This window comes from Amycolatopsis sp. CA-126428 (assembly GCF_002904335.1).
Classification (GTDB): Bacteria; Actinomycetota; Actinomycetes; order Mycobacteriales; family Pseudonocardiaceae; genus Amycolatopsis.
The window spans coordinates 358,790-377,563 of sequence record NZ_PPHF01000074.1 but is presented as its reverse complement, the minus strand read 5'-3'; the positions used below and the strand labels follow the sequence as shown (position 1 = coordinate 377,563).

18 protein-coding genes are annotated in these 18,774 nt (G+C 72.5%); 4 read left to right on the top strand and 14 right to left on the bottom strand.

Annotated elements, in window-relative coordinates:
• Nucleotides 1-7: 7 nt before the first annotated feature.
• Both C2L58_RS20145 and C2L58_RS20140 read left to right on the top strand, forming a co-directional pair.
• Nucleotides 8-868, top strand: coding sequence for a universal stress protein (locus tag C2L58_RS20145; RefSeq protein ID WP_103339135.1), 861 nt, complete (start codon nucleotides 8-10; stop codon nucleotides 866-868).
• A 60-nt stretch (nucleotides 869-928) separates the two neighbouring features.
• On the top strand, nucleotides 929-1,348 hold the full coding sequence (locus tag C2L58_RS20140) for a hypothetical protein (RefSeq protein ID WP_103339134.1): 420 nt from the start codon (nucleotides 929-931) through the stop codon (nucleotides 1,346-1,348).
• Here C2L58_RS20140 and C2L58_RS20135 read toward each other — a convergent pair.
• Entirely contained in the window at nucleotides 1,341-1,931 is a 591-nt protein-coding gene (locus C2L58_RS20135; protein ID WP_103339133.1) for a TetR/AcrR family transcriptional regulator, read from the bottom strand. The two genes, C2L58_RS20140 and C2L58_RS20135, sit on opposite strands and share 8 nt — an antisense overlap.
• Before the next feature lie 37 nt (nucleotides 1,932-1,968).
• Between C2L58_RS20135 and C2L58_RS20130 the strand changes: the two genes are divergently transcribed.
• Nucleotides 1,969-2,316 (top strand): cytoplasmic protein, encoded by a 348-nt coding sequence (locus C2L58_RS20130; protein ID WP_103339132.1) that lies wholly within the window; start codon nucleotides 1,969-1,971, stop codon nucleotides 2,314-2,316.
• A 24-nt stretch (nucleotides 2,317-2,340) separates the two neighbouring features.
• Here C2L58_RS20130 and C2L58_RS20125 read toward each other — a convergent pair whose 3' ends face one another.
• Nucleotides 2,341-2,784: a DUF6294 family protein gene (locus C2L58_RS20125; RefSeq protein WP_103339131.1), complete on the bottom strand. Its 444-nt coding sequence runs from the start codon at nucleotides 2,782-2,784 to the stop codon at nucleotides 2,341-2,343.
• 191 nt (nucleotides 2,785-2,975) lie between these two features.
• Between C2L58_RS20125 and C2L58_RS20120 the strand changes: the two genes are divergently transcribed.
• Nucleotides 2,976-5,096, top strand: coding sequence for an AfsR/SARP family transcriptional regulator (locus C2L58_RS20120; RefSeq protein WP_103339130.1), 2,121 nt, complete (start codon nucleotides 2,976-2,978; stop codon nucleotides 5,094-5,096).
• On the opposite strand, the gene C2L58_RS20115 is transcribed toward C2L58_RS20120, so the two are convergent.
• From C2L58_RS20115 to C2L58_RS20060, 12 genes are all read right to left on the bottom strand, one after another.
• A complete protein-coding gene (locus C2L58_RS20115; RefSeq protein ID WP_103339129.1) occupies nucleotides 5,083-5,445 on the bottom strand; it encodes an STAS domain-containing protein in 363 nt (120 codons plus the stop codon). The genes C2L58_RS20120 and C2L58_RS20115 overlap by 14 nt on opposite strands.
• Before the next feature lie 74 nt (nucleotides 5,446-5,519).
• Nucleotides 5,520-8,414, bottom strand: coding sequence for a beta-galactosidase (locus C2L58_RS20110; RefSeq protein ID WP_103339128.1), 2,895 nt, complete (start codon nucleotides 8,412-8,414; stop codon nucleotides 5,520-5,522).
• A gap of 45 nt (nucleotides 8,415-8,459) precedes the next feature.
• Nucleotides 8,460-9,446 carry an arabinan endo-1,5-alpha-L-arabinosidase gene (locus C2L58_RS20105; RefSeq protein WP_103339127.1) on the bottom strand — a complete coding sequence of 329 codons (987 nt, stop codon included), beginning with the start codon at nucleotides 9,444-9,446 and terminating at the stop codon, nucleotides 8,460-8,462.
• 192 nt (nucleotides 9,447-9,638) lie between these two features.
• Nucleotides 9,639-10,667 carry a pectinesterase family protein gene (locus C2L58_RS20100; RefSeq protein ID WP_103339126.1) on the bottom strand — a complete coding sequence of 343 codons (1,029 nt, stop codon included), beginning with the start codon at nucleotides 10,665-10,667 and terminating at the stop codon, nucleotides 9,639-9,641.
• A 67-nt stretch (nucleotides 10,668-10,734) separates the two neighbouring features.
• On the bottom strand, nucleotides 10,735-11,505 hold the full coding sequence (locus tag C2L58_RS20095) for a pectate lyase (RefSeq protein WP_103339125.1): 771 nt from the start codon (nucleotides 11,503-11,505) through the stop codon (nucleotides 10,735-10,737).
• A 237-nt stretch (nucleotides 11,506-11,742) separates the two neighbouring features.
• Nucleotides 11,743-13,029 carry a pectate lyase family protein gene (locus tag C2L58_RS20090; protein ID WP_103339124.1) on the bottom strand — a complete coding sequence of 429 codons (1,287 nt, stop codon included), beginning with the start codon at nucleotides 13,027-13,029 and terminating at the stop codon, nucleotides 11,743-11,745.
• A gap of 10 nt (nucleotides 13,030-13,039) precedes the next feature.
• Complete coding sequence (locus C2L58_RS20085; protein ID WP_103339123.1) at nucleotides 13,040-13,981, bottom strand: PmoA family protein; 942 nt, start codon at nucleotides 13,979-13,981, stop codon at nucleotides 13,040-13,042.
• Nucleotides 13,978-15,204 carry a Gfo/Idh/MocA family protein gene (locus tag C2L58_RS20080; protein WP_199191342.1) on the bottom strand — a complete coding sequence of 409 codons (1,227 nt, stop codon included), beginning with the start codon at nucleotides 15,202-15,204 and terminating at the stop codon, nucleotides 13,978-13,980. The genes C2L58_RS20085 and C2L58_RS20080 overlap by 4 nt, the downstream gene beginning before the upstream one ends.
• On the bottom strand, nucleotides 15,204-16,337 hold the full coding sequence (locus C2L58_RS20075; RefSeq protein ID WP_103339121.1) for a Gfo/Idh/MocA family protein: 1,134 nt from the start codon (nucleotides 16,335-16,337) through the stop codon (nucleotides 15,204-15,206). Before C2L58_RS20075 ends, C2L58_RS20080 begins: the two co-directional genes overlap by 1 nt.
• Nucleotides 16,334-16,951 (bottom strand): hypothetical protein, encoded by a 618-nt coding sequence (locus tag C2L58_RS20070; protein ID WP_103339120.1) that lies wholly within the window; start codon nucleotides 16,949-16,951, stop codon nucleotides 16,334-16,336. The genes C2L58_RS20075 and C2L58_RS20070 overlap by 4 nt, the downstream gene beginning before the upstream one ends.
• Nucleotides 16,952-16,955: 4 nt before the next feature.
• Entirely contained in the window at nucleotides 16,956-17,801 is an 846-nt protein-coding gene (locus C2L58_RS20065; protein WP_103339119.1) for a carbohydrate ABC transporter permease, read from the bottom strand.
• Complete coding sequence (locus C2L58_RS20060; protein WP_103339118.1) at nucleotides 17,798-18,772, bottom strand: carbohydrate ABC transporter permease; 975 nt, start codon at nucleotides 18,770-18,772, stop codon at nucleotides 17,798-17,800. Before C2L58_RS20060 ends, C2L58_RS20065 begins: the two co-directional genes overlap by 4 nt.
• Between the last annotated feature and the right edge of the window lie 2 nt (nucleotides 18,773-18,774).

Here is an 18,774-nt window from a genome sequence, read left to right as displayed (position 1 = left end):
TCTGGAGGTGACCGCCGCCGGATTGCCGATCGTTGCCGGGGTGGACGGGTCGGCCGAGTCGCTCGATGCCGTCCGCTGGGCCGCGCGGACCGCCCGGCTGCGGGCCGCGCCGCTGGAGGTCGTGCACGCCCTCGACGTGCCGGCCCTGCTCACCGGCGGAGTCGTGCCGCCGCCCGAAGAGATGGTCGACGCCCTGCGCGCCCGGGGGCGGCGGGCGCTGCGGACCGCGCAGGAGCTCGCCGCCGCGCAGGGGGTCCCCGGCGCGGCCACCCGGCTCGATCCCGACCGCGCCGCCCAAGCCCTGATCGAGGCGTCGCGGTCGGCCGCGCTGCTCGTCGTCGGGTCCACCGGGCACGGCCGGCTCACCAGCCTGCTCGCGGGGTCGGTCGCCGCGGCGGTCGGCACCCACGCCCGCTGCGACACCGTCGTCGTCCGCGGGGACAGCTGGGACGAACCCGGCGCGGCCGACCGGCCGGTGGTCACCGGCGTCGACGGCAGCGAAGCCGGTGCCCGGGTCCTGGCGACCGCGCTCACCGAAGCCCGCGCCCGCCGCGCGCCGCTGGTGGTCCTGCACGCGTGGGCGGACAGCCCGCCGCCGCACCGGGACCCCCGGTGCGTCACCGAGGCGGGGCGCCGGCTCCTCGGCGAGCGGGTGGACGCCCACGACACCGGCGATGTCGCGGTCGAGCAGATCGTCGTGCACGCGCACCCGCGGAAGGAACTGGTCGAGCGCAGCGCCACCGCCCAGCTGGTCGTTCTCGGCGACCGCGGCCGCGGCGGGTTCCCCGGGCTGCTGCTCGGCTCCACCGGGCAGGCCCTCCTGCACCACGCCGCCTGCCCGGTCCTGCTGGTGCGCACGACCGCGTGAAGGGAAGCGGAACGGAAGCGGAACCGGGCAGGATGCCGGCGAAGCCAGCGGGAGGAAGAAATGAAGACTGCGGTACAGGCCGGGCTGGTGGCGCTGGGGGCGCTGCTGGCCGGCACGACGGTTCCGGCCACGGCCGAGGCGGCGGCGACCATCCAGCGGACGGCCCTCTGCCACGCCGGCGACTTCAGCGGCAGGTTGACCCTGCGCTACGAGGCCGTCGGCTTCGACTACCGCGTGGTCGGCGGGTACACCACGTCGGGGCCGTACATCGGCGACGTCGCGGGCAAGGTCTCCCTGCGGATTTCGTACCGCACCGGATCGACGACGCACACGGTGTACTCGCAGTCGTCGTCGACGACCGGGAACACGAACTTCGCCATGCCGACGACCACCACCTTGCCGGCCACGGCCATGGGCACCGCGGCGGCGACGTTCGACAACGGCTCGGCGTCCTGCACCGCGACGGTGCCGATCAGCTAGCCGCCGGGTCGAGGGCCGCGCGCAGGATCGCGCGGGCCGAACCGGCCAGGACCTCGGCCGCCCGGGCGCGGTCGAGGCCGCCGATGTCGGTCAGCCAGACCAGGGACTCGATGCCCGTCGCCGAGCGGATCGCCACCGCCAGGGCGTGGACGTCGAGCGTGTCCGCGAGCGGGGCCAGTGCCTCCTCGATCCAGCGGATCGCCCGGCCGCGCCGCAGCACCGGCTGCGGCGCGCCGGGCTCCAGCGACAGCCTCAGCTGCGCGCGCAGCTGAGGCTCCCAGCGCAGCGTGAATTCGATGAACGCCCGCATCACCAGGTCGAGGCGCGCGACCGGGTCGGCGGGCGCGTCCGCGGGCAGCAGGCCCGCGTCGTCCTGGATCTCCGGGTACGCCGCCAGCAGCAACTCGCGCTGGTTCGGGAAGTAGCGGTAGGACGTGGTGCGGGAGATCCCGGCCGCCTCGGCGGCGTCCTCGACCGTCGGTGAGACGCCGTTCGCGAGCAGTTCGTGCGCCGCGGCGACCAGGGCCGCCCGCGTCCGCCCCTTCTGCCGGCTCCGGCCCGTGGACTCGTACGGGACATCCATGCCATCATGGTACTCAAATCCCACGAAGGAGGCCGCCATGACCGGTGACCCGGCCGAAACGAATCCCGAGCTGTACCGGGTGGTCTTCGAAAACGAGCGGGTGCGGGTCCTGGAGTACCAGGACGTCCCCGGCGATCGGACCGCGCCGCACCGGCACCCCGACACGGTGATGGTCACGCTGAGCGCGTTCAGCCGCCGGATCTCCGCCGGCGACCGTGAGGTCGGCGTGGAGCTGCCCGCCGGCGCGGTGCGCTGGGTCGCGGCCCAGGAGCACTCGGGCGAGAACGTCGGCGGCACGCCGTCGCACGCGATGTTCGTCGAACTCAAGGAACCCCGCCCCGGCGGGGCCGTGGCGGGCACCGCCCTGGGTCCCGGCGCACCGTGACCCGGGGCGGCTCTCACCCCGCCGTCAGCAGCTCGAGTGCTGAATGGTCTTGAAGATGTTGACAGCGCCGAAGAGCGACGCGTCGTAAGTGAAGTGCTTCGTCCAGAAGTAGCGCGGCGGCGGGTTGCCGTCGTTCATCCGCGGGCTGTCGAACGTGCCCGCGGAGAACAGCTGCGTCCCGGCCGTGGTCTTGAAGTCGAAGCTGGAGTGCCAGACGTCGCCGGAGTGCGTCTGGAACGTCAGCGTCGTCGCGCTCCAGTCACCCGTGCCGTCCGACCGGATCACCATGGTGCCGTTGTCCTGCTCGCAGTCGCCGGCGTGCAACTGGCCCCACGTGGCGCTTTTCACCTCGAGGACCGCTGCGCTGTGCGCCGGCGCCGCGGTCGCCGCCGGCGCGCCCGCCAGCACCGCCGCCCCCGTCGCCGCGAGGGCGAAAACCGGTGCGAGACCCCGAATCATGCGTTTCATGGACTTCCTCCCGAAGAACCGGTGGCCGCGGACGCTCCCGGTCCGCGCCGGGCGAGCCTCGCAGCGCCCGTCGACAGTCGATCGACAGTTCGTCGACGGAGGTTTACTTGGGCGTCGGACGTATCCCGGGCGGCGCGGCCCGCTCCTGTACGCCGAAGCGCGCGGGATACCCGCGTCGCGGAGGGGCGGGCATGGGCGGGGTGGACCTCGGGGTGCTGGGACCGTTCGAAGTGCGGCTGGACGGCGAGCCGCGCGACGTCGGGGGGCCGCGCCTGCGGACCCTGCTGGCGGTGCTGGCGGCGGAGGCGGGCCGGGTGGTCAGCGTCGCCGCGCTGGGCCGCGCGCTGTGGGGTGAGGAGGCGCCCGCGCACGCCGGCCGGACCGTGCGGACGTACCTCTCCCGGCTGCGCGGCACGGTGGGTTCCGGCGCGATCGTGACCCGGCCGCCGGGCTACGTCCTGCACCTGGCGGCCGACGCCCTCGACGCCGCGCGGTTCGAAGGGCTCGCCACCGACGGACGGCGGGTGCTGGCCGCCGGGGAGCCCGCCGCCGCCCGGGAACGGCTGACCGCCGCGCTGGCCCTGTGGCGCGGCCACGCCGCCTACGAGGAGTTCGGCGACGTGGAAACCCTGGCCGCGGAGGGGATGCGGCTCGACCGGCTGCGCCACAACGCCGTTCAGGACCGGATCGACGCCGACCTCGCGATCGGCGAGGACACCGGGCTGATCGCCGAACTGGAGGCGCTGACCGCCGCGTTCCCCGGCCACGAACGGCTGTGGGCGCAGCTGATGACGGCGTTCTACCGGGCCGGGCGGCAGAGTGACGCGCTGGAGGCGTTCCGCCGGGCCCGGCACGGCTTGATCACCGCGGCCGGGGTGGAGCCGTCGCCGGTGCTGGCGCAGGTGCACCGTCAGGTGCTCGCCCAGGACCCGGCCCTGCTCGCCACCCGCGCGACGGCGGTGGTGACCGCCCCCGACGACGCCCTCGCCGCGGGCGAACACGCGCTGCTCGAGGACGGCGACCTCCGGACCGGCCGGGAACACTTCGAAAGCGCCTACGTCCGGGCCGAGCGGGCCGGGGACGCCGTCGCGCTCGCCCGCGCCGCCCTCGGCCTGGGCGGGGTGTGGGTGCACGAGCACCGGACGGCCGTCGCGGCGGCGTCGCTGCTGACGCGGCTGCGGCACGCGCTGGAGCAGGTCGATCCCGGCTCCACGCTGGGTCACCGGCTCCAGGTCCGGCTCGCGGCCGAACTGGACTACGAAGCGGGCACCCACGACCGCGTCCTCGCGGCGGCCGAGCGGACGCGGGCGGCGGGCGACCCGGTCGCGCACGCCGAGGCGCTGAGCCTGGCCCACCACTGCCTGCTCGGCCCGGACCACACGCGGCTGCGGTACACCCTCGCGACGGAGCTGGTCGGGGTGAGCGGCCGCACGGGACGGCGCACCGACCTGGTGATGGGCGTGCTGTGGGACACCGTCGACCTGTTCCTGGCCGGCGACCGGCACGCCGAGCGGCGGCTCGGCGAGCTCGACGACCTGCTGGCCGAGCGCAAGCACCTGGCGGCGGGCTTCGTGGCCGACGCGCTCAAGGTCATGCTGGCCATCCGCGCCGGCCGGTTCGGCGAGGCCGAGGCCGGGGCGCAGGCCTGCGCCGAGGTCGGCCAGGCGGCCGGCGACTTCGACGCACTCGGCTGGTACGGCGCGCAGCTGGTGGCGATCCGGTGGTTCCAGGGCCGGCTCGGCGAGCTGGTGCCGGTGCTGGACGGCCTGATGCACTCACCGACGCTCAGCCCGATCGACAACTCGTACTACGCGGCGCTCGCCGTGGCCGCGGCCTCGGCCGGGGACCGCCGCACGGCCGCGGGCGCGCTGGCGCGGCTGTGCGGCGAGGACCTGGGTGCGTTGCCGCGGTCGAGCACCTGGCTGACTTCGCTGTGCGGCGCCGCGGAAACGGCCTACCTGCTCGACGATCGGCCGACGGCGGCGCGGATCCACGAGCTGCTGGCGCCGTTCGCGCAGCTGCCGGCGATGGCGAGCTTGGGCATCGCGTGTTTCGGCTCGGTCCACCACCCGCTCGGGACCACGGCCCTCACGGCCGGCGACCCGGACCGGGCGGTGACGCACCTGCGGGCCGCGGTACGGCACAACCTCGCGCTGGCCCACTGGCCCGCGGTGGTGTTTTCGCGCCGCCGGCACGCCGAGGCGCTGCTCCGCCGCGGGGGTCCGGGCGACCCGGCGGCCGCGGACCGCGAGCGGGCCGCCGCGGACGAAGAAGCGCGCACGTTCACCGGGCCGGCCGTCACCGGGCGATGAGCTGCGGCTCCGGCCGTCCTTCCAGCCGGAACAGCGGGGCGACCGCGGCGAGGTCCAAGGCCCGCCGCACCACACCGGACGGCTTCAGCGCCAGGTCGATCCCCGCATCGGCACAGCGAGCCCGCAGGCGGCCCAGCGACGCAATGCCCGTCACGCCGCAGAAACCCACGCCCAGCAGGTCGACCACCAGCCGCCGCGGGGCCGCCGCGACCGCGCGGTCGAGTTCCTCGTCGAGCCGTGAGCGCGTCACCATGTCGATCTCGCCGGTGACCGTGACCCGCAGCGTTCCCGGACGGGGCTCCGCGGTCTTCGCAGACAGCAGCAGCGCGGACAGGTCGGCGGCGCTCATCGAGGGGCTCCTTCCACGGAAATCAGCGTCGAGTGATCACCCTTCTACCCCGTCGCCGAAGACACGAAACGTCCTCAGCGCCGCCACCCCGGTGAGAACACCGGCCGGACCGGGACGCCGCCGCGGGCGGTGCCCAAGTCCGTCAGTGCGACCTTCTCCAGGCCGTTGCCCGGGCCGCCGTCGCTGGTCACCGCCAGGGCCAGGCTGTTGCGGCCGTGGGGGTCGAGGATTCCGTTCGGCAGCACGAACGTGTGCTGCGGCCCGACGTCCCCGATGTACTGGCCGACGTTCCAGCCGTTGAGGAACACCAGCACCCGGTACCGGCCGCCGGAGCGGGGCTTTGCGGGATCGCCGATCGTCAGGCCCACCGATGTGTCCTGGTCGCGCGGGACCCGCAGCGAGAACGTCGTGCGGTACCACGTCGTCCCGGGGTCGGCCGCCGGAGCGGGGACCGGCGACGGTGTCCAGGCGCGGTCCGGGAAGCCCGGCAGGTGCCAGCCCGCGCGTTCGCCCGCGAGACCGCCGTTGTTCAGCGGGCCGCGCACCGGGTCCGCCGTGCCGCCCTCGAGCTTCCACGCCACCCCGGTCAGGGACGACGAGATGAGCCCCCGGCCTTCCTTGTGGGCGTCGTTGACGCCGCCGTCCTCGTTGTGGCCGTTGTTCCGGACCATCACCGACAGCACGTGCGGGCCGTCGCCGCGCAGGCCTTCGGGGACGGTGAACGCCGCCGTGCCGGTCGTCGGCGGGGCGGGCAGCGCCGACGGCACGACGTGCTGGCCGAGGTACTGCCCGTCCAGCCACGCCTGCAGCATGCCCGCACCCCCGCCGCCGTAGCGGAGGCTGACCTGCTCCCCCGGCGCCCCGGTGAACCGGCCGCGGTACCAGACGTCGCCGACGCCGAAGCCGTAGTCGTCCGCGGTCAGCACCGGCTGCCCGGCCGGCGGCGGGGTGGTGCTGTTCGTGGTGGTCCGGTCCGCGGACGGCCAGGCCGAGTCGTCGTACCCCGGTCCGGCCTCCGGGGACCCCGGCGCCGAGCGCCAGCCGGTGAGCTCCGGCAGGCGCGGGTCGGCGGGACCGGGCAGCGGCCGGAAGGCCAGCAAGCTGCCCGACGCCGTCGGCCGCGCCGGCACCGGGGCGCCGTTCCACCACAGCAGCGGACCGCGGGCGCCCCACACTTCGAGGTCCCTCGGCGCCTTCGTGTCGCCGGTCAGCACGAACCCGGCCTGGGCCGTGCGCACCAGGTCCGGCCCGCGCACGAGCAGGCCGCCGGCCGCCCAGAAGGTGTCCGCGGTCGCGTCGTCGGCGAGCAGCAGCGTGACGGCCGGGCGGCCGCCGCCGCTGATCCGGACGCGCGCGAGCCCGTCGTGGCGGTAGTTCAGGCGCAGGTCGTTGCCGGACCAGGTGGTCGTGACGTTCCCCGCAAGGACGTCCACGCGCGGCCGTGTCGCGTACCGAAGCACCGTCTCGCCGTCCTCGCCCGGCCGTCCGTGCAGCAGCACGGTCCCGGCGGCCTGGGCCATCAGCTCCGACGTCGAGTACACGAGGTGCTGACCCGCGACGTCGAAGTTCGCCACCAGGTACTTCGCGTCCTGCCCGGTCAGCCGGACCGGGACGGTGTAGTCACCGTCCGATGTGGACAGCGGGAAGGTGAACGCGTCGTCCGTCGTGGCGTTCGACGGCGAGTGCACCGGCAGGTAGAAGTGCACGCCCGTGTCCGGGTTGACGTTGTGGTAGACCTTCACCGCGGCCGACGACGGCGTCACCGGCGCCGCCCGGTCCAGTTTGGCCAAGTCCGGGACGGTGGCCAGGAACCCGCCGATCTCCTTCATCGTCAACGCCTTCGGCCGGAGCTGACGTCCTTCGTCGATCGCCGCGCCGTAGTCGTAGGAGCTGTAGACCACCGGCGCCGGGAGCCCGCCCCACGACGTGCCGCCGAAGGTCATGTAGAAGTTCTGGAGGGTCAGGCCGTTCGCCAGGTTGGTGCCGTAGAAGACGCGCTCGTAGCCCGGTCCCTGCCGCACCGCGGTGCACGGGTAGGTGCCGTTGCTGCCCCAGTAGTCGAACCAGCCGCCGCCGAACTCGGCGACGAACCCGGGCGTGTTCGGCGACGCGCTCGCGCCGCCCTTCGCCCCGCCGGGCCCGTACGTCCCCCAGTCCGGGGCGGTGTTCGGGTTGCCCGGGGTCGCGTCGGTCCGGCAGGTGCCGCCGGGGTAGCCGTCGAAGGCGTAGAGGTCGACCTTGCCTTCGACGGTGCCGGGCACGCCGGAGCCGGGCGGCACCCAGATCCCGTTGCGGCCCTTGTCGTTGTGGAAGACCGGGACGGTGATCCCGTCGGCCCGCACCTTGTCGTGGAGGTGGGCGATGTAGTTGCGCTGCGCGGTCCCGGTGGCGGAAAGCTCGTTCTCGATCTGGTAGAGGATCACCGGGCCCCGGCCGTCGGTGTACTGGTGGCGGCCGATGATCGCGTCGATCCGCGACAGCCACTCGTCGGCCGCGGCGAGGTAGTCCGGCGCGTCGCTGCGGGCCCGGCCGGCCTGGGTGCTCAGCCACGCCGGGAATCCGCCGCCGGTGACCTCGGCGTTGATGTACGGGCCGGGCCGCGCGATGACGTACAGCCCGGCTTCGGCGGCGAGGTCGAGCACGCGGTCCATGTCGCGGACGCCGGTGAAGTCGTACACCCCGGGCGCCGGCGAGTGGTAGTTCCAGTCGAAGTAGATCGAGACCGCCGTGTACCCGGTGGCCTTCATCTTCTGCAGGACGTCGCGCCACAGGTCCGGGCTCGGCAGCCGGAACGGGTGGAACTCGCCCGACCAGACCACCTGGCGGCGGCCGTCCAGCATGAGCGAGTACTTGTCGAAGGTGACCTGGTGCTTCGGCCTCGGAGCGGGAGCGGCCGACGCCGGCGCCGGTGCGGCACAAAGCCCGGTCGCGACGAGCAGAGCGAGGAGGAACGACAGGAACCGGTGCATGGACGGACTTCCGATCGGCGGGGTACAGGTCGTTTGATCCGCGGGTCAGTACACGTAGGGCCAGCCGGCGCTGTCGTAGCCGATGAGGTTGATGCCGAGCTTGCCCGTCAGCGGCGTCGCGTCCGAGTAGTAGTAGTGGTAGATCAGCACGTCGGCGTCCGTGTCGTGCAGCACGGCCACGTGGCCGGGGCCGTGGACGGCGCCGTGGCTCGCGAGGATCTGCGTGCCGCCGCCGGCGGTCATCCGGACGCCGTTGCGGTCGGTGTACGGGCCGGTGATCGACGTCGAACGGCCGACCATCACGCGGTAGGTGCTCTTCGTGCCCTGGCAGCAGAGGTCCCACGAGACGAACAGGTAGTAGTAGCCGCCGTGCTGGATGATGTAGGGCGCTTCTTCGGCCGACGTGCTGCCGGTGCGCTGGGCGATGGCGCGCAGCGCGGTGTCGGTGGTGCTGCGCTTGCCGGTCGCCGGGTCGAGCCGGATCATCTTGATCCCGGTCCACCAGGAGCCGAAGGTGAGCCACCAGCGGCCGGAGGAGTCGACGAACAGGTTCGGGTCGATCGCGTTGTAGTCGTTGCTCGTGCTCGTCTGCACGACGATCCCCTGGTTGGTCCAGCTGCCGGGCAGGCCGGTGGTGCTGGTGGCGAGGAAGATCGCCGAGTTGCGGGAGCCGAGCGACGAAGCCGCGTAGTAGAGGTAGTACTTGCCGTTGTGGAACGAAATGTCCGGCGCCCAGAGGTACTCCGGCTTGGCCGGGTCGGTGAAGGGCGTGGTCCACGGGGCGCCGTTCGGCCAGACCGAGCCGATCTTCGTGAAGTGGATCCGGTCGGTCGAGCGGCGGATCTGCAGGTACTGGTCGGTGGAGTAGAGCAGGTAACTGCCGTCCGCGGCGCGGATCATGGACGGGTCGTGCACCGCCTCGATGTCCCCGGTCACGTAACCGGGGTCGGGGTAGGTCGCGGCCTGCGCGGCGGGGGCGCTCAGCAGGGCGGCGGCGACGGCGACGATGGCCGGGAGGCGGCGCAGGCTCATGAAAGGTCCTCGGGGTCGACGCTGATCCGAGGCGCTGTTAACGCTAACAGCACCTGACGGGTGAAATGGTTGACCTTCCCGCTTCGGCCGTCAAGACCCGGACGTCGGGTTTCCCGGTCTGCCGCAGCTTGTCGTGAGTGGTAAAGCGGGTTCTAACCCGCCTTACCACTCACGACGGCGGGGAGAGGGGGGTCAGTGCACGGGGTTCCAGCCGTCGCCGCCCGCGAGGTACTTCTGGGCGGTGTAGTTCCCGGCCTGCGCGGCGGGCAGCTGCGGCCGGTCGGCGCCGGTCCCGGCGCCCGGGCCGGTGTTGCGGTACTCGGAGAACCGCGCGTCCTTCCACGAGAAGCCCGACATGTCGGTCCACGGCGCCGGCTTGATCGCCGCGGGCAGGGCCGTCTCGCGGATCAGGACCTGGGCGATGGCGTCCACGTCCCCGCTCGGGTGCCACGGCCGGCCGAGGTAGAAGCTCGCGCCGGCCGCCGAGCTGACCACCTTGCTGCCGGTGATCAGGAAGCCGTACGGGTTCGACCGCCGGGTGCTGGCCGCGGTCAGGAACCCGTTGTTGCTGCTCGAACCGCGGTCGAGCGCGGTGATCGTCGCCCGGTCGAACACCGCGGTGGCGCGGCCGAACATGAAGTCGACGTCACCGCTGATCGCGCAGTTGCGGTAGTACTGGCGGCCGGCCGTGCCGACGGCCGCGGTGTCGGCGTACAGGGTGTCCTGGTGGCCGAGGAAGGTGACGTTGTCGAAGACCATCCGGTCGCCGGTGGTCTTGACCGCGACCGCCTGGGTGTCGGTGATCTCCGGGTGCGCCTTGCGGTCGAAGGAGTTGCGGAAGGTCAGCGCGGTGGCGGTGAAGCCGTTCGCGGCGATCGTCGCGGTCGCGCTGCCGGAGGTGCCGTACGTCGAGCCGTCGGGCTTCTTCGTCCCGCTGGCGTTGTTGTAGTCGATGACGACGTCGGCGGCGTTTCCGGTGGTCCCGCGCAGCGTGATCCCGGTCTTGCCCGACGGCACGGTGATCACTTCGCGGTAGGTCCCGGGTTTGACCGAGATCGTGCCGCCCGCCGAGACCGCGTTGATCCCGGCCTGCACGGTGGTGTAGTTGCCGGATCCGTCCTTGGCCACGACGACGTTCGCCGCCGCGGCCGCTGACGTCGGCGCAGTGGCCGCCAGCGACGCCCCGGCGAGCACCGACGCGACGAGCAGGGTCTTGAACATGACGCCTCCACGGAGTGGAACGCGCCGGGGGTACCGGACGGCGGCCGGCACCCCCGGCGCGGGTCGGTTACTGGTAGGCGATGTTCGCCGCGGTGTAGAGGCAGTTCGCCGAGTCCGGGCCGCTGCCGATCTTCGTCGGCTCGCCGCTGGTCACGCCCTTGTACTTCGTGCAGGGCTCGATCTTGCGGCTGGAGTCGCCGACGATGGTGATCCTCGTCAGCTTCGCGGTGTCACCGTAGTTGGTGTTGATGCCGACCAGCGCCTTGCCGGGCACGGTGGCGGTGACGTTGTCCACGACGACGTTGCGCTTGTACTGCGTCTTGCAGTTGCCGCAGGAGCGGTACAGCTTGCCGAAGTCGTTGACCTGGAAGTTGCGGATGTACATCGTGCCGGGGCCGTTGTGCTGGAACACCTTGTCCGACGCCTTGCGCGCGCCGCCGCCGTCGATGGTCATCGTCTGGGAAGCGGAGGTGCCCTTGAACGTCGCGGCGTCTTCGCCGACGTCCTCCCACCAGACGTTGAGCAGCGTGCAGGTGCCGAGGCAGTGCACGCCGTCGGCGGCGGGGTTGCCCAGCACGACGTTCTTCAGCGTGGTGCCGTTGGCGAGCTCGAAGATCGGGCCCTGGTCCTCGCTCTGGCCGCCGGTGCCGAGGTCGCCGGTGCCGTAGAACCGCTTGAGGCCGCCGTCGTAGGTGCCGCTGGTGACCTTGATCGTCTTCGGTACCGGCACGCTGGTGCCCGGGTTCGGCCACGAGGCGGCCGACGCGGTGGCGCCGGTGCCGACCGCCGCCGAAACCACGAGCGCGGCGACCGCCGCCACCCGGACGATCCGGGACATTGCTGGGGGAATCATTTCGTCACTCCCTGGTCTTGAGCTTCAATCGGCGCTGATGGAAAACGTCCGACCGGGTTGTGAAAGCGCTTTCTCGCCCCCGAGTTTCGGGTTGCGGCCAGGCCGTGTCAATGTCGTTCGCCGCAGCGCCGCGCATGTCGCCCGGATGGTCGCCGCCGGCAGCGCGTTTTCAGAAAACACGGCCAGAAACCACCGCCAGAAACGCCGAAACTGTCGAAGGTTTCAGCGGCCGGGACCGGCACCGGCGAGCACCAGCGCCGGAACCGCCCAGGCGGGGTCGAGGCGTTCGACGAGGCTCGGCGTCCAGCCGACGTCCGCCCCGAGGTCCGGGTCGTTGGCCGCGTTGTATTCGGCCAGCAGGTCGACCGGCCGCGGCCACTGGTTGCCCTGCGCCACCAGCGTGCCGGTCGCGTGCAGGACGGTTCCCTTCCAGTAGTGCACCAGCTGCCCCAGGGACAGCCCGGCCGGGACGCGGAAGAAGTTGTTCTCCGCGTAGATCCGGGACTGCACGCCCACGCCGAGGGAATACGTGTAGGCGGCCGGATCCTGCACCAGGTAGAGGTTGTCGTAGACGTGCACCTGGCCGTACCGCACCCGGGGCGCGCGCTGCCCGATCTCGGAGAACAGGTTGTGGTGCAACGTCACCCGCAGCTTGCCGACGTCGTAGGTGGGCTTGTCGGTGTTGCCGATCAGCATGGTCTTGTCGTGGTCGTGCAGCCGGTTGTAGGACACCGTGACCAGGTCCGAGCCGTTCACGATGTCGAGCAGCCCGTCGTGGACCTCGTACTTGCGCCCGTAGTAGGACGGCTGCTGGTCGTTGCCGCCGTCGCTGAACTCGTTGTGGTCCACCCAGACGTGCGTCGCGCCGACCAGGTCGAGGTTGTCGTACTCGGAGTTCCAGTTCCCGTCGGCGGTGTCGAGGGGATCCCACTGCGGGAAGCAGTCGTGGGCGTCGGCGAAGTGCAGGTTCCGCAGGATGACGTTGTCCCCGGTGACGCGCAGGGTGAGCCCGTGCAGCACGGCGTGCCCGCCGAGCCCGGCGATCGTGGTGTTCGGGCCGACGTCGAGGACGACCTGCTTCGCCTGGTTGGCCTGCGACCGAGCGCGGGCTTCCTCAAGCGGTCCCGACGGCGGCACTCTCCCCCAGGTCGCCGGGTCGTACGCCGCCAGGTACGCCGGGAGGCTGTAGGCCGGGTCGGCGAAGCTTTCACAGCTCGCCGGCCGGTCGGCGGCGTCCACATTGCCCTCGACGGTGCCGCGGACGTAGATGATCTTCGGGGCGCCCGGGTTCGCCGCCAGTGCGGCCGCGAGTTCGGAGCGCTTGGTCACCGTGTGGATGTCGCCGGGGGCGGCGGCCGAGCCGCCGGTGGTCCCGGTGGTCGCCGCGGCCCAGCCGTCGTGCGCACCGAGCACCACCCGGCCGGGATCGCGGCCGTGGGCCTGGGCGGGTGCGGCGGTGAGCGTCAATCCGAGCAGGGCGAGGCACCCCGCGAAAGCTTTCCAGCGCATGTCGGCTCCTCTAGTCGGTGTCCTGTCTCGTGAGCACCCGCTTCGCGAGCCGGGCGAGCCCGGCGGCGTCCGGGGTGCCGTCGATGACGACGACGTGGTGGGTCAGGGTCAGTTCCTCGCCCGGTTCGAGCAGCCACGGCCGGTGGTAGGTCGCGGCGAAGCTGACCACGGGGAACGGCTCGGCGCGGACGTACCAGGCCGTCGGGTGGGCCGCGTTCCCCGGGCTGTCGGCGAACAGCAGCGTCGAGGTCCGCAGGCTTTCGTCGTGCTGGCCGGTGAAGGCGAGCCACGGCGCCCGGTGCCCCATCGCCTCGGCCGCGGCCTTCCCGTCCGACGTCCGGACCGTGCCGCCGACGAACGAGCGCGGCCCGCGCCAGAACAGCCCGCCGTAGCCGGCGGTGTCCCGCCCTTCGGTGACCGGGCTCCCCCACCGCAGCTCGTGGCCGCTGGTGTTGCGCAGCCGGCTGGACCAGGTGAGCGTCCAGTGCCCGCCGCGCAGCGAGACGTCGCCGAAGTGCAGCGTCCGGTGTTCGGTGAGCCAGCGCCGGCCGGCCGCGGTGCGCCAGGCCAGCTCGTGCCGCAGTTCGCAGTGCCCGCCGGCCTCGTCGATGCTTTCCCAGCGGACGTGGCCGATGGTGCCGTTGTTGTCGAGCGGGGTGTAGCCGCGGCCGCGCACGTAGGTGCGCCCGCCCCAGAAGTTCTCGCCCGAGAGGTGGGCCATGGTGAACTGCAGGCCGTTGTGCCAGGTGTGGTCGTGCGGCCGGACCGCCGTGACGATCTCCCCCGCGGTGGTGCGCAGCGGGTGCAGGTACGGCTTGGGCGAATCCCCGGCCGGCGTCGGCGGCTCGACGACGTACTCGGCCAGCACGACGTCACCGAGGCGCACGCACACCCGGCCGTCACCCTCCTCGGTCACCGCCGGCGTGCCGTCCCCCACCGCGGCCCGGCTCACGCCGGGTCCCCGATCTCCCCCAGCAGCTCCTCGACGGACACGGACCGGCCGGTTTCCAGGGACCGGTTCGCGGCCAGCCCGGTGAGCAGCGCCTGCAGGCCGGCGTCGTGATCGGCCGCGCAGCCGAGCGCGTCCGGTTCGGCGTCCCCGAGCAGCTCGGCGAGCATCCGTTCGTCGCCGCCGCCGTGCCCGTCGCCCAGCTCCTGGTCGAGCACGACCTCGGGCGGCTCCCAGAGTCGTTGCACGGTCAGCCGGGCACGCCCCCGCTTCGGCACCGGCTCGGCGCCGGACGCGTGCTCGTTCTCCCGGACGTCCAGTTCCAGCCGCCCTTCGCTCCCGGAGAACGCGACGCGGTAGCCCTCCCGCGGCGAATACGCGTGCAGGTGGTAGTTCAGCACCGCCCCGCCGCGGTGGCGCACGAGCACCGACAGGTCGTCTTCGATGGTGACGCCGGGCGCGAACACGTCCTGGTTCCGGACATAGCCGTCTTCCCGCTCCGCGTCGAGGTAGAGCGCGCGCAGCTTGGGCGAGGCTTCGAGGTCCAGCGCGAACCGGTCGCCGGCCGTACGGTGGCCGCTTTCGTCGCCGTAGAAGAACAACCGGCCCAGCGCGAAGACCGTCTCGGGGCCACTACCGAGCCACCAGTTGACGAGGTCGAAGTGGTGGCCGGACTTGTGCACGAGCAGGCCGCCGGAGTTCGCCTTGTCCCGGTGCCAGCGGCGGAAGTAGTCGGCGCCGTGCGCGGTGTCGAGCAGCCAGCTGAACTCGACCGAGCCGACCGCCCCGATCGCGCCGCCGGCCAGCAGCTCCCGCACCCGGCGGTGCACCGGGTTGTACCGGTAGTTGAAGGCGACCCGCACCGAGCGGCCCGTCTCGCGCCGGGCCGCCAGGATCCGCCGTGCCCCCTCGACGTCGGTGGTCATCGGCTTTTCCGTGACGACGTCGCAGCCGGCCTCCAGCGCGGCGACGACGTAGTCCGCGTGCGTGTGGTCCGGCGTGCACACCACGACGACGTCGATGCGTTCCTTCGCCAGCATCGCGGCGAAGTCGGCCGGCCGGTAGCCGGGGATTTCCGTGCCCAGCCAGTCGTTGTGGACCCGCATGCGGGTCTCGTTGTGGTCGCAGAAAGCCGCGAGCTCGGCCCGCGGCGACGTGGCCAGGGCCCGGGCGAACAGCTGGGCCCGGGAGCCCAGGCCGACGATCGCGTGGCGTCGCACCGCCATCACCTCTCTCGTTCCGGTAAAGCGGCGCCGGTCCAGGGCAGGGCGAGTTCGGAGAAGAGCGCGAGCCGCTCGGCCGCGGTGTCGACGGCACGGTCGACGCCCGGCACGACGAAGTGCCGATCGGGACCGGTGTCCACGGCGTGGACCCACTCGGTGGGCAGCGGCAGCGGTTCGGGGGCGTCGCGGACCGCCTCGACCAGCGCGGTGAACGCGCGGGTGGCGGCCAGCGGGGCCAGCAGCGGCTCGCCGTCGCGGAGGTGCGCGACGAGGTTGGCCAGCAGGTCCCGCGGCGGCCCGACCGGCGTTTTCGCGTCCCCCACGACCACGAGGTCGGTCTTGTAGTGCCAGCGGATCCGGCCTTCGGTGCCGTGGACCAGCACGTACGGGTCGTGGTCGGCCTCGGCGTCGAGCGTGGCCGCGACGACGACGTCCGGCGCCCCGGCGAAGCTCAGCCGTGCGCAGGCGGTGTCGTCGGACTCGATGTCCCGGGCCCGGTACAGCTCGACGGCGGTCCGGTCCGGCAGGACCTCGGCGGTGCCGTTGACCAGCAGAGCGGTCGCGACGGCGTGCGCGAAGGGGTTGGTCAGCGCCCCGTCCACGACGGGCTGCCCGCCGACCCGGCGGCGGCCGGCCCACTCGGCACGCGCGAAGTACCGGTCCCGCCGGATCCACGCCCCCGCGGCGGCGACCCCGGTGACCGTGCCGATCTCCCCGGCCTCGATCGCCGCCCGCACGACCGGGACCGCGGCGGAGCCGAAGCTCTGGAACCCGGTCTGGCAGGCGCGGCCGCGGGTCAGGTCGGCGAGTTCGCCGAAGGCCGCGAGGTCGAGCACCGGCGGTTTCTCGACGAGCAGGTGGCAGCCGGCGGCGAGCGCGAGTTTCGCCAGCGGCAGGTGAGTGTGCGGCGGGGTGGCCACCACGGCGATGTCCGGGGTCGTGCGAGCGAGCAACTCGGCCGCGTCCCGGGTGATCACCGCCCCTTCGGGCAGCAAGGCGCGAGCTTCTTGAGAGGGTTCGCGGATGTCGCAGGCGCCGGCCAGCACCAGCTCGCCGCGGTCGTGCAGGGCGCGGGCGCGGCGCAGGTGCTGGCCCGCGTAGCCGGCCATGCCGAAGACGACCACCTCCGGCGTCATCGGCGGCCGCCGGTCGCGACCGCGGCCAAGGCGAGGGGCCCGGCCACCACGAGGGCGAGGATCGGCAGCATCCAGACGAGCAGGACGGCGAGACCGGCGGCGACGGCGAGCAGCAGGCCTCTCGCCGGCGCGGCGGCGGTTTCCCGCGCCGCGGCCACCGCGGCCCGGAGCCAGGCGCGCCCGCCCGGCAGCGGCGCCCCGGTCTCCCGGCGCCCGGCCGAACCGCCGCCGGTGGCCACCAGCTCGCAGGTGCGCAGCGCCACCACCGTGCCCGCCACCGCCAGCAGCCACAACGCCACCCGCAGCGCCCCGGAGCCCGGCATCGAAGCCACCACCGCCAGATCCACCCCGAACAGCACCACCGCGGCGACGCACCCCAGTCCGAAGGGCACCCCTCCCCCGGCCGCCTCGCGGAAGTCCGCCCAGAACGTCGTCCACAGTGGACCGCCGATGTCGCGGCGGGTCCGGTCGAGCAGGCGGCAGCCCGCGACGAACGCCGGGACCGCGGTCACCACCGGGACCGACGCGAGCGCGACGAGCAACCCCGCCAGCAGGCAGTCCGAAAAGTCACCGAGCCCGGTTCGCCACTCTGTCGATCGCTTCAGCGTCCGCATCGGTTCACCCCTTCAGGCCGCTGGTGCTGACGCCTTCGACCAGCAGGCGCTGGAAGGCGAGGAAGAACAGCACGATCGGGACGAGCGCGAGCGCCGACATCGCGAACATCGCGCCGAAGTTCGACTCGCTGCTGGTGTCGACGAACAGCCGCAAGCCCAGCGGCACGGTGAACTTCTCCGTGTCGTTCAGGTACACCATCTGCGTGAAGAAGTCGTTCCACGTCCAGATGAACGTGAAGATCGACGTGGTGACCAGCGCCGGTTTCGACAGCGGCAGCACGACGTGCCAGAACGTCCGGTAGACCGAACAGCCGTCGATGAGGGCCGCTTCGTCGAGCTCGCGCGGGATGCCCCGCATGAACTGCACGATCAGGAACACGAAGAACGCCTCGGTGGCCAGCAGCTTCGGCAGGATCAGCGGGACGAAGGTGTTGACCAGCCCGGCCTGCTGGAAGATCACGTACTGCGGGATCAGCGTGACGTGGTAGGGCAGCATCAGCGTGGTGATCATGAACGCGAACAGCGCGCCCCGGAACCGGAACTTCAGCCGGGCGAACGCGAACGCGGCCAGCGAGCACGACAGCACGTTCGCCGCCACCGAGAGGCCGGCCACCAGGAACGAGTTGAGGAAGAAGCGGCCGAACCCGACGTCCGCCGCGCCTTCCCAGCCCTTCGTGTAGCCGTCGAAGACGAACCTGCTGGGCAGCAGCGCCAGCCGGGAGAGGATCTCGTCCGGGGGCTTGACCGACGCGAACGCCAGCCACACCAGCGGGTAGAGCACCACGGCGACGATGACCAGGCACAGCACGTGCCAGCCGAACGACCGCGCCGTGCGCGGCAGCGCGGTCATTTCTTCTCCTCCGCATCGTCGTAGAACACCCAGAGCTTCGCGGTGCGGAACACGATCGCCGTCACGATCGCGATGACCACCAGCAGCACCCACGCCATCGCGGACGCGTAGCCCATCCGGAAGTCCTGGAAGCCGACCTCGAACAGGTAGAGCGTGTAGAACAGGTCCGCGTCGGCCGGGCCGCCGCGGCCGCCGCCGATGACGAACGCCGGGGTGAACGCCTGGAAGGCGTGGATCGCCTCCATCACCAGGTTGAAGAAGATCACCGGCGACAGCATCGGCAGCGTGATGTGGCGGAAGCGGCGGAACGCGCCCGCGCCGTCGATCGCGGCCGCCTCGTGCAGCTCCGCCGGGATCTGCTTGAGCCCGGCCAGGAAGATCACCATCGGCGCGCCGAACTGCCAGACGCCCAGCAGCACGATCGAGGCGAGGCTGAACCGCGGGTCGTCGACCCAGCTCGGGGTGTGCCAGCCGAAGGACGCGAGCACCTCGTTCACCGGGCCGCCGCCCATGAACAGCGCCCGCCACACCAGGGCTGCCGCGACACTCGCGCCAAGGAGCGAAGGCGCGTAGAACGCCGCCCGGTAGAAGCCGTTGGCGCCGCGGCGGGTGTTCAGCAGCATCGCCACCAGCAGCGACACCGTCAGCTTCAGCGGCACCGAGACCAGCACGTAGATCAGCGTCACCTTCACCGACTGCAGGTAGCGGTCGTCGCCGGTGAACATGTGCGCGAAGTTGCCGAAGCCGACCCACTTCGGCGCGGTGAACATGTCGTAGTCGGTGAACGACAGGTACAGCGAGACCACCATCGGGCCGACGGTCAGCGCCACCGCGCCGAGCAGCCACGGGGTCAGGAAGGCGAACGCCTCCGGCTGGCTCTTGCGGCGGTGCCCGGCCGGCCGGCCCCGGCGGCCGCGCGCGGCGGGCGCCGGGGGCGCGACCGGGGGGTCCGGCGTGCGCAGGGTCGTCATCG